Source organism: Pseudomonas sp. GW821-FHT05H12 (assembly GCF_059419385.1).
Window position 1 is genome coordinate 1 of the sequence record NZ_JBWKRS010000075.1, and the last position, 9,738, is coordinate 9,738.

Consider the following 9,738-nt stretch of genomic DNA (forward strand, 5'->3'; position numbering starts at 1 on the left):
GATCTCACGGGCGCCATCGCCGGCAAGCCGGGCTCCTACAGGGATTGTGGTGAGGCCATCAGACCTTCTTGTAAAGCTGGCTGCCTTCCTGCTTGAACCGCTCCGCCTGCTCCGCCAAGCCCTTGGCCACATCCACGTCCACCGCTTCGATGCGCTGGTTGGCGGCGTACTCACGCACTTCCTGGGTGATTTTCATCGAGCAGAACTTCGGCCCGCACATCGAGCAGAAATGCGCGACCTTGGCGGAGTCCTTCGGCAAAGTTTCGTCGTGGTAGGAGCGTGCGGTGTCCGGGTCCAGGCCGAGATTGAACTGGTCTTCCCAACGGAATTCAAAGCGCGCCTTACTCAAGGCGTTGTCGCGAATCTGCGCGCCCGGGTGCCCCTTGGCCAGGTCTGCCGCGTGTGCAGCGATCTTGTAGGTGATGATCCCGGTCTTCACGTCATCCTTGTTCGGCAAGCCCAGGTGTTCCTTGGGCGTGACGTAGCAAAGCATGGCGCAACCGAACCAGCCGATCATCGCGGCGCCAATACCCGAGGTGATGTGGTCGTAGCCCGGCGCAATGTCGGTGGTCAGCGGGCCGAGGGTGTAGAACGGCGCCTCGTCACAGCACTCCAGTTGCTTGTCCATGTTCTCCTTGATCAACTGCATCGGCACGTGGCCGGGGCCTTCGATCATGGTTTGCACGTCGTGCTTCCAGGCGGTCTTGGTCAACTCGCCGAGGGTTTCCAACTCGCCGAATTGCGCGGCGTCGTTGGCGTCGGCAATCGAGCCCGGGCGCAGGCCATCGCCAAGGGAGAAGCTGACGTCGTAGGCCTTCATGATTTCGCAGATTTCGTCGAAATGCGTGTAGGTGAAGTTCTCTTTGTGGTGGGCCAGGCACCATTTGGCCATGATCGAACCGCCACGGGACACGATGCCGGTCACGCGCTTGGCGGTCAGCGGCACATAGCGCAGCAGCACGCCGGCGTGAATGGTGAAGTAGTCGACGCCCTGCTCGGCCTGTTCGATCAGGGTGTCGCGGAACAGCTCCCAGGTCAGGTCTTCGGCGGCGCCGCCGACTTTTTCCAGTGCCTGGTAGATCGGCACCGTACCGATCGGTACCGGCGAGTTGCGGATGATCCACTCGCGGGTTTCGTGAATGTGCTTGCCGGTGGACAAGTCCATCACGGTGTCCGAGCCCCAGCGAATGCCCCAGGTCAGTTTCGCCACTTCTTCTTCGATGGACGAACCCAGGGCGCTGTTGCCGATGTTGCCGTTGATCTTCACCAGGAAGTTACGGCCGATGATCATCGGTTCCAGTTCGGTGTGGTTGATGTTGGCCGGGATGATCGCGCGGCCACGGGCGATTTCTTCGCGTACAAATTCGGGGGTGATGATCTTCGGCACGCTGGCGCCGAAGCTGTGGCCGGCATGCTGCTGGTCGAGCAGGCCGGTGGCACGGGCCTCTTCCAGCTTCATGTTTTCGCGGATGGCGACGTATTCCATCTCGGCGGTGATGATGCCTTTGCGCGCGTAGTGCATCTGCGTGACGTTGGCACCGGCCTTGGCGCGGCGTGGGTTCTTCACGTGGGCGAAGCGCAGCGCGGTCAGCTCGGCATCGCTGAGACGCTGCTGGCCGAAGTGCGAGGTGAGGCCTGGCAGGCGCTCGGTGTCGTTGCGCACTTCGATCCACGGCGAGCGCACGTCGGCCAGGCCTTTGCGCACGTCGATGATCACGTTGGGGTCGGTGTAGGGGCCGGAGGTGTCGTACACAGTGACAGGGGCGTTGATTTCACCGCCGAAATCGGTGGGGGTCACGTCCAGGCTGATTTCGCGCATCGGCACGCGAATGTCCGGGCGGGTGCCTTGTACGTAGATTTTTTGCGAGCGGGTAAACGGCTGCACGGAGCCGGAGTCGACTTGGACCGATTCACTCAGGTGCACGGTATTTTTTAATTTTGTAGTCATCACGGGCTCTCCAACTATCCAGGCGGTGGATTTTTGTCGGAGCGAACCTGGGACGGATGGACGCACTGAAACCAGTGCTGTGCTTGGTGCACGAGGGCTGCTCAATAAATGAACAGCATCCCGGACGAAGCACAAGAGGACTCGCCGGGTGACGAGAAATCTTGTTCCCTACGCAGGCGCTAACCTGATCAGGTTCAACGGGATCCGGTATTTACCGATCTCAGCCTTCCAACAAGGCACCCCGACAAGAACGCGGCCAGTCTAGACCATGCCGTGGGCAAATTGCCAATGGCGGTGCATTCAGCGTGATGAATGGCGTGATTGCAGGATTGTTGTGCCGTGATCTGGCCACTACACTCGGGAGCCGCCTCAAGGCTTGACGCCAGGAATGGCCAGCCTTAGCCTTGGGCGCTAAATTATCGCCGTAATATTCACTCTAGGGATCGCCTCATGCTGCGCAAACTCTCACTGGCTCTCGCCGTGTCTTGTGCGACCAACGGAATGGTCTGGGCAGCAGAAGCGCCCTTGTCCGCCAAAACCGACCTGGTCAGCGTCTACCAGGAGGCGGTGAACAACAACGCCGACCTGGCCGCTGCCCGCGCCCAATACGGCGCGCAGAAAGAAGTGGTGCCCCAGGCCCGCGCCGGGTTGCTGCCGAACCTGTCGGCCGGCGCCGACAGCAACAACGTGCGCACCCAGATCGACCAGCCCGCCGCCACCGTCAACCGTGATGCGCATTCCTGGCGGGCCACCCTCAGCCAGCCGCTGTTTCGTGCCGATCGCTGGTTCCAGTTGCAAGCTGCCGAAGCCGTCAACGAGCAGGCCTCGCTGCAACTTTCGGCCACCGAGCAAAACCTGATCCTGCAAAGCGCTGAAAACTACTTCGCCGTGCTGCGCGCCCAGGACAATCTGGCTTCGACCAAGGCCGAAGAAAACGCCTTCAAGCGCCAGCTCGATCAGTCCAACGAACGCTTTGATGTCGGCCTGTCGGACAAAACCGACGTGCTGCAATCCCAAGCCAGCTACGACACAGCGCGCGCCAACCGCATCGTTGCCCAGCGCCAGGTGGATGACGCCTTCGAGGCGCTGATCACCCTGACCAATCGTCAGTACAACTCGATCCAGGGCATTGTCCACACGCTCCCGGTGCTGCCACCGGCGCCGAATGACGCCAAGGCCTGGGTTGAAACGGCTGGCCGCCAGAACCTGAACCTGCTCGCCAGCAACTACGCCGTCACTGCCGCCGAAGAGACCCTCAAGCAGCGCAAGGCCGGTCATGCTCCGACCCTCGACGCCGTGGCGCAGTATGAAAAAGGCGACAACGACGCGCTGGGCTTCAGCAACCCGAACCAGTTGCCGGTGCCCTACGGGGGCGATGTGTCCCAGCGCACTATCGGCCTGCGCTTGAACATCCCGATCTACAGCGGCGGCCTGACCAGTTCGCAAGTGCGCGAATCCTATTCGCGCCTGGACCAGACCGAACAGCAACGTGAAGGCCTGCGCCGCCAGGTGGTGGAAAACACGCGTAACCTGCACCGCGCGGTAAATACCGACGTGGAACAGGTGCAGGCACGCCGCCAGTCGATCATCTCGAACCAGAGCGCGGTGGAAGCCACGGAGATCGGTTACCAGGTGGGTACGCGCAACATCGTCGACGTACTGGACTCACAGCGTCAGCTGTATTCGTCGGTGCGCAACTACAACAACAGCCGCTACGACTACATCCTCGACAACCTGCGCCTGAAGCAAGCCGCGGGCACCCTGAACCCGGGGGATCTGCAGGACCTGACGCGTTACCTCAAGGCTGACTACAACCCTGACAAGGACTTCCTGCCGCCCGACCTGGCCAAAGCCGCGGCCGAGCAGCTCAAGGCCCGCCCGGGTAATTAAGCCCACCCCAAAACCACTGTGGGAGCTGGCTTGCCTGCGATGCAGACACCTCGGTGCAGCTGAAGTACCGAGATGATGCAATCGCAGGCAAGCCAGCTCCCACAGTTTTATCGGTGTTGTTTCAGTAGGTGATGAGTCGATCGAGGCCGTCCAGCAAGCGCTTTAACGCGCCCTGGTTGGCCTGCATCACCGCCAAACCCGCCTGCCCCATCTTGCGCGCATCCTGCGGCAGTTCGAACAACTGGCGCACCGCCTCAGCCAATCCTTGCGCGTCATCCACCTCACGCAACGCCCCCGCTTCGCGCATCATCGCGGTGATTTCGAGGAAGTTGAACACGTGCGGCCCCATGATCACCGGCAACGCCAGTGCCGCCGGTTCCAACGGGTTGTGCCCGCCGGTTGGCACCAGGCTGCCGCCGACAAAGGCGCTGTCAGCCAGCGCATACAGAAACAGCAACTCGCCCATGGTGTCGCCGAGCAACACCGAGGTCTGCGGGGTGACCGGCTCACCACTGGAACGACGCGCCGTGGCAAACCCGTGTTGCTGGCACAGTTCGAACATCGGGCCGAAACGTTCCTGATGGCGCGGCACCAGAATCAGCAGCGCATTCGGGTAGCTGTCGAGCAATTGGCGGTGGGCAGCCAGCACTACCTCGTCTTCACCTTCGTGGGTACTGGCGGCGATCCACACCGGACGCTCGCTGGCGCCCCACTGTTCGCGCAACGCTGCGGCACGCACCGGCAATTGCGGGTCGATGGTCAGGTCGAACTTGATCGAACCGGTCACCTCGACCGTTTGCGGGCGCGCGCCAAGGCTGAGGAAGCGCTGGGCCTCGGTGTGCGTCTGCACCGCCAGCAAACTCATCTCGGCCAGCATCGGCGCGGTCAGCTTGGCGAAACGGCCATAGCCCTTGGCCGAACGCGCTGACAACCGCGCATTGGCCAGCGCCACCGGAATCCCGCGCTGGGCACAGGCGTGGATGTGGTTGGGCCACAGTTCGGTTTCCACGATTATCGCCAGTTTCGGCTGCACACGATCAAGGAAACGCTTGGCCGCACACGGCACGTCATAGGGCAGGTAGCAGTGCTGGATGCGCGGTTCATTGGCAAACATCGCCTGAATACGCTCGGAGCCGGTCGGCGTCATGCACGTGACCGTGATCGGCAACGTGGGATGGCGCTGCAGCAACTCGCGCACCATCGGCGCGGCGGCGATGCTCTCGCCCACCGACACCGCGTGCACCCAGATCCCGCCCGGCTGCATCACCGGCAATCCGTAGGAAAACCGCTCGCCGACGCGCTTGGCATAGGCCGGCGCCTTGCGCGCACGCAGCCACAGACGTAAAGCCACCAACGGCAGCGCCAGGTAAAACAGACAGCTGTAGAGAGTTCTATTCATGGCGGCGGAGTTTATCGGCTTTTTCAGTCAATCGCCTGCAAGCACTCAGCAAAACGTTTGGCCAGGAAGCGCGCAGCGGGGCCCAAGTGCTCATCGCGGCGCCACACCAGCTCCACCACCAGGGCTGGCGGCGTCCACTCGCTGTCCAGCTCGACCATCTGCTGCTGGTAGGTCGGGTACTGCACGATATGCCGGGGCAGCCAGGCCCAGCCCAGGCCGCTCATCAGCCATTCGGCCAGTACGTAGAAGCTGTCGGCACGCCACACCAGGGGGCTCGCGGCCTCGCTGCCGGGGTAGACGCTGGTTTGCGTCGACATCAGCAACTGGCGGAACTGCGCCAGGCGCTTGCAATCCACGTAGGTCTCTTTCGCCAGCGGGTGATTCACGCCACAGACCGTGACCATTTCCACACTGCCCACCACCCGCCGCTCAAGGGCCTCGGGGATCTGGTCGTGATAGAACAACAGACCCAGGTCAGCCTTGCGCTCCACCAATTTGCGCGCCACGTCCCCTTGAGCCGCGCTGGACAGTTGCACTTCCAGATGAGGGTATTGACCAGCCAACGCCTCAAGGCTGTCGAGCACCGGCTGGAACAGCATGGCTTCATCCTGGGCCAGGCGCAGCAACGCTTCCTCGCCACGCGTCAAAGAGAGTGCCCGACCATTGAGACGCTCACACTGGCGTAACACCTCGCGGGCCTCTTCCAGCAGCACGCTGCCAGCTTCGGTCAAGGTGGGCTGGCGCCCGCTGCTGCGTTCAAACAGGGTCAGCCCCAAGTCCGCCTCCAGCAGGGCAATCGCGTTACTTACCGCCGATTGCGCCTTGCGCTGGCCGCGCGCTACGGCCGAAAACGAACGCTGTTCGGCGACGCTGACAAACAGGCGCATCTGGTCCAGGTTCCATTGCACACTCATGGCTCAACCCATCTTCAATTCGGATAGGTAATGACTTTACCCCATCTGTCGAACCCCTAAAATGCCAACCCTGTAGAAACCCACTCCGAGGATTACCACCATGAATGCCGCCTACGTTTATCTGGCCATTGCCATCTGCTCGGAAGTGATCGCGACCGTTTCCATGAAAGCCATCAAGGGGTGGAGCACGCCCATCCCCTTGCTGCTGGTGATCGTCGGTTATGGCGTGGCGTTCTGGATGCTGACGCTGGTGGTGCGCACCGTACCGGTGGGCGTGGCCTATGCGGTCTGGGCGGGGATGGGGATCGTGATGGTCAGTGTCGCGGCGCTGTTCATCTATGGGCAGAAGCTCGATATGCCGGCGATCATGGGCATGGGCCTGATCGTGCTGGGCGTAGTGGTGATCCAGTTGTTCTCGAAAACCGCCGGGCACTGATACCCGCCGGGCACCGACCCATTTCGATCCCTGTATACTGCGCCTCTTGTCTTGAACACTGAGGTCGCCCATGCCATCCGTTATTTCCACCGACGTTCTGATTGTCGGCGCCGGGGTTGCCGGCCTCTGGCTGAATGCGCGCCTGCGCCGGCAGGGGTACTCCACAGTACTGGTGGAAAGCGCTACCTTGGGTGGCGGGCAAAGCATGAAGTCCCAGGGGATCATCCACGGCGGCGCGAAATACGCCCTGCACGGCGCCCTCACCGGCGCGTCCGAAGCCATCGCCGACATGCCGCGCCGCTGGCGCGAAGCCTTGGCCGGTAACGGTGAACTGGACCTGAGCGGCGTGCGCCTGCTCTCCGAAGCGCATTACCTGTGGTCACCCGGCACTCTCGCGGGCAACCTCACCAGTTTCTTTGCCAGCAAGGCCGTGCGTGGCCGCGTCGACCAGGTCAAGGGCGACGACCTGCCGCCAGCCCTGCAGGACCGCCGTTTCAAGGGCAAGGTCTATCGCCTGGCGGAACTGGTCATCGACGTCCCCAGCCTGATCGAACGCCTGGCGCACCTGGCCGGTGACGGCTTGCTCGCTGGCCAGCGGATCGAACCGCTGCTGGAAGGCGACGCACTGGTAGGCCTGAAGGTGGATGGCCGCGAGATTCGCGCGCAACGCATCGTACTGAGTGCCGGCGCCGGCACGGCAGAGCTGCTGACGGCCCTGGGCCTGAGCCAACCGGCCATGCAAACGCGCCCGCTGCACATGATCATCGCCAAGGGCCCTGGCCTGAAACCGCTGTACGCCCACTGCCTGGGTGGCGGCACCAAGCCGCGCATCACCGTCACCACCCACCCGGCCGCCGACGGCAACTGGGTGTGGTACATGGGCGGCGATATTGCCGAGGCTGACGGCGTGGCGCGCACGCCAGAACAACAAATCGCCACTGCGCAAAAAGAACTGGCGCAGTTGCTGCCGTGGATCGACATGAGCCAGACCCAGTGGGCCACCTTGCGCGTCGACCGCGCAGAACCTCTGCAATCGGGCCTCACCCGTCCCGATAACGCCTTCCTCGCTGAGCAGGGCCGCCTGCTAGTGGGCTGGCCGACCAAGCTGGCCCTGGCGCCGGACTTTGCCGATCGAGTGATCAACAGCCTGGAACGCGACAGCATCCGCCCAACCGCGAGCGAGCCCCTGCCCGAGCTGCCAAAACCCGCCATCGGCGTTCCTGCCTGGGAGCAACTGCTGCCATGACCCTACCGACCTTGCACGACCTGCATCGCCCCCTGGGCAGCACCGACCTGCTGGTATCGCCACTGGGCCTGGGCACCGTGAAACTGGGCCGTGATCAAGGGGTGAAATACCCCAGCGGCTTCCAGATCCCAGGCGACGATGAGGCGCGGATGTTGCTGCGCCAGGCCCGCGAACTGGGCATCAACCTGATCGACACCGCGCCAGCCTATGGCCGCAGCGAAGAGCGCCTGGGGCCGCTGCTGCGCGACCAGCGCAAGGACTGGGTGATCGTCAGCAAGGTCGGCGAAGAATTCGAAGAGGGGCTGTCCAGCCACGATTTCAGCGAGGCGCATACCCGGATGTCGATCGAGCGCAGCTTGAAACGGCTTGAAACGGATTTTATCGACCTGGTGCTGGTGCATTCCGACGGCAATGACCTGCACATTCTCAACGACTGCGAGGTTTACCAGACCCTCGAGGCGCTGAAAAAGGAAGGAAAGATCCGTGGTTTCGGCTTTTCCGGCAAAACTGTCGAAGGCGGCGTGAAGGCTCTGGAACGGGGCGATTGCGCGATGGTCACCTACAATTTGAACGAACAAACCGAAAAAGCCGTCATTGATTATGCCGCCGCCCATGGCAAAGGCATCCTGGTGAAAAAGGCCTTGGCCAGCGGACACGTTTGCCTGGAACCCGGAATGGATCCAATTCGAGCCAGTTTCATGTTGTTGTTTGCGCAAACGGGCGTCGCCAGTGCTATTGTCGGGACCATCAACCCGCTGCACCTGGCCCATAACGTGGCGACCGCTGCCCAGGTCATTCGTCAACTCTGATGCCGCCCACGCGGCCGACCCCGTCGCAAGAAGGAGCCGACATGCCGCGAACGCTCATAAGAAAAAACCCCAGTAACTTCAAAACACTGCCGCTGCACGTCGAAGCCACCCCCGAAGGCTTGAGCTACCAGAGCGTGGGCATGCCGCTCAACTTTGCCCAGACCCTGCAACGGCGCAAGCCAGTAGAAGTGGCAGACCCCGAGCGTTTCGCCCTGGAGCTGGCCAACCTGGGCGTGTCGGTACGCCTGACCCTGCACTGGCAAAACAAGGATTACTGGGTGCTGGTACGCCAGCGCCGCCAGGACCGTGGCGACGTGGTGCTCAAGCTGATCTCCGGCTACGTCCCCGCCCACGAACTGAACCTGCCGCTGCACACCGCCATCCAAGAAATCGCCGAGGAATGCCTGCTGGAGACACCCGAAGGCTGGCTCGGCGGGCGTTTCAATGACACTTGGCTGCCAGCGCCCTACTCCGCTGCACTGCATTACCGTGAAGCCCTGCCATTTCGCCTGAGCCCCCTGTCGGGCGCGGCACGCCCGGTGCGCTGCGCCACCACCCAGTTGATCGAGCGGCCACGGGCCTACGTGCACCTTCCCACGGCGTCGCTGCAGCTGATCTACGACCTGCGCCTGGAAGTGCCCAAGGAAGCCAAATCCCTGAGCCTGTTCCATGTGGACGAGCGTCTCGAAGGCGACCAATTGGTCGCCCGCCTGGACCGCCAGCGCCCGGACCTGTACCTGATGCCCTTGAAGGACGGCCAGCCTCTGGCCGAGCTGTACACCGTGAAGAAAGACCAACTCTACCCAGCGAGCACACGGGGCCTGTACCTGGCGGAAAGCTTCGCCCAGCAGGAGGGTTGGTTGGTGCGTGATGAGCGGATTCGCTGGAAGGATTGGCTCAGGCAGCAAGGCCTGGCAGAGCCGGAGAAAGAGTCGAAGCTCAAGCGCCTGGCGCAGCGTGTGTTGCGCAAGATCGTGCCGAAGAAAAAAGCCAGCCGCTGATCTCAAGAACAGACCTTTACCTGTAGGAGCAGGGGGGGGGGGGGGGGGGGGGGGGGGGGGGGGGGGGGGGGGGGGGGGGGGGGGGGGGGGGGGGG

At 62.8% G+C, this 9,738-nt stretch carries 8 protein-coding genes and 1 riboswitch; of the genes, 5 read left to right on the forward strand and 3 right to left on the reverse strand.

Going from position 1 to position 9,738, the window contains the following annotated elements:
• Positions 1-58: 58 nt before the first annotated feature.
• Positions 59-1,948, reverse strand: coding sequence for a phosphomethylpyrimidine synthase ThiC (gene thiC, locus AC07SU_RS30495; RefSeq protein WP_494999221.1), 1,890 nt, complete (start codon positions 1,946-1,948; stop codon positions 59-61).
• A 148-nt stretch (positions 1,949-2,096) separates the two neighbouring features.
• Positions 2,097-2,202: riboswitch (TPP riboswitch) on the reverse strand.
• A gap of 196 nt (positions 2,203-2,398) precedes the next feature.
• On the opposite strand from thiC, the gene AC07SU_RS30500 reads away from it, so the two are divergent.
• Positions 2,399-3,838, forward strand: coding sequence for a TolC family outer membrane protein (locus tag AC07SU_RS30500; RefSeq protein WP_176997159.1), 1,440 nt, complete (start codon positions 2,399-2,401; stop codon positions 3,836-3,838).
• 121 nt (positions 3,839-3,959) lie between these two features.
• On the opposite strand, the gene waaA is transcribed toward AC07SU_RS30500, so the two are convergent.
• The gene (waaA, locus tag AC07SU_RS30505) at positions 3,960-5,237 is read right to left on the reverse strand and encodes a lipid IV(A) 3-deoxy-D-manno-octulosonic acid transferase (RefSeq protein WP_494999222.1); all 1,278 of its coding nucleotides are present in this window, start codon (positions 5,235-5,237) and stop codon (positions 3,960-3,962) included.
• Positions 5,238-5,260: 23 nt separating this feature from the next.
• Positions 5,261-6,151, reverse strand: a complete 891-nt coding sequence (locus AC07SU_RS30510) for a LysR family transcriptional regulator (protein ID WP_176997161.1) — start codon at positions 6,149-6,151, stop codon at positions 5,261-5,263.
• A gap of 100 nt (positions 6,152-6,251) precedes the next feature.
• Here AC07SU_RS30510 and AC07SU_RS30515 point away from each other — a divergent pair, with 100 nt between their 5' ends.
• From AC07SU_RS30515 to AC07SU_RS30530, 4 genes are all read left to right on the forward strand, one after another.
• A complete protein-coding gene (locus AC07SU_RS30515) occupies positions 6,252-6,587 on the forward strand; it encodes a DMT family transporter (protein ID WP_494999223.1) in 336 nt (111 codons plus the stop codon).
• Positions 6,588-6,657: 70 nt separating this feature from the next.
• A complete protein-coding gene (locus AC07SU_RS30520; RefSeq protein ID WP_494999224.1) occupies positions 6,658-7,833 on the forward strand; it encodes an NAD(P)/FAD-dependent oxidoreductase in 1,176 nt (391 codons plus the stop codon).
• Positions 7,830-8,642, forward strand: a complete 813-nt coding sequence (locus tag AC07SU_RS30525; RefSeq protein WP_494999225.1) for an aldo/keto reductase — start codon at positions 7,830-7,832, stop codon at positions 8,640-8,642. The genes AC07SU_RS30520 and AC07SU_RS30525 overlap by 4 nt, the downstream gene beginning before the upstream one ends.
• A 41-nt stretch (positions 8,643-8,683) precedes the next feature.
• A complete protein-coding gene (locus AC07SU_RS30530; protein ID WP_494999226.1) occupies positions 8,684-9,643 on the forward strand; it encodes a metal ABC transporter ATPase in 960 nt (319 codons plus the stop codon).
• The last annotated feature ends 95 nt before the right edge of the window (positions 9,644-9,738 follow it).

Bases quoted from the DNA above. Each gene is read 5' to 3' on its own strand.
- thiC (WP_494999221.1), bottom strand. From the start codon at position 1,948: ATGACTACAAAATTAAAAAATACCGTGCACCTGAGTGAATCGGTCCAA.
- AC07SU_RS30500 (WP_176997159.1), top strand. From the start codon at position 2,399: ATGCTGCGCAAACTCTCACTGGCTCTCGCCGTGTCTTGTGCGACCAAC.
- waaA (WP_494999222.1), bottom strand. From the start codon at position 5,237: ATGAATAGAACTCTCTACAGCTGTCTGTTTTACCTGGCGCTGCCGTTG.
- AC07SU_RS30510 (WP_176997161.1), bottom strand. From the start codon at position 6,151: ATGAGTGTGCAATGGAACCTGGACCAGATGCGCCTGTTTGTCAGCGTC.
- AC07SU_RS30515 (WP_494999223.1), top strand. From the start codon at position 6,252: ATGAATGCCGCCTACGTTTATCTGGCCATTGCCATCTGCTCGGAAGTG.
- AC07SU_RS30520 (WP_494999224.1), top strand. From the start codon at position 6,658: ATGCCATCCGTTATTTCCACCGACGTTCTGATTGTCGGCGCCGGGGTT.
- AC07SU_RS30525 (WP_494999225.1), top strand. From the start codon at position 7,830: ATGACCCTACCGACCTTGCACGACCTGCATCGCCCCCTGGGCAGCACC.
- AC07SU_RS30530 (WP_494999226.1), top strand. From the start codon at position 8,684: ATGCCGCGAACGCTCATAAGAAAAAACCCCAGTAACTTCAAAACACTG.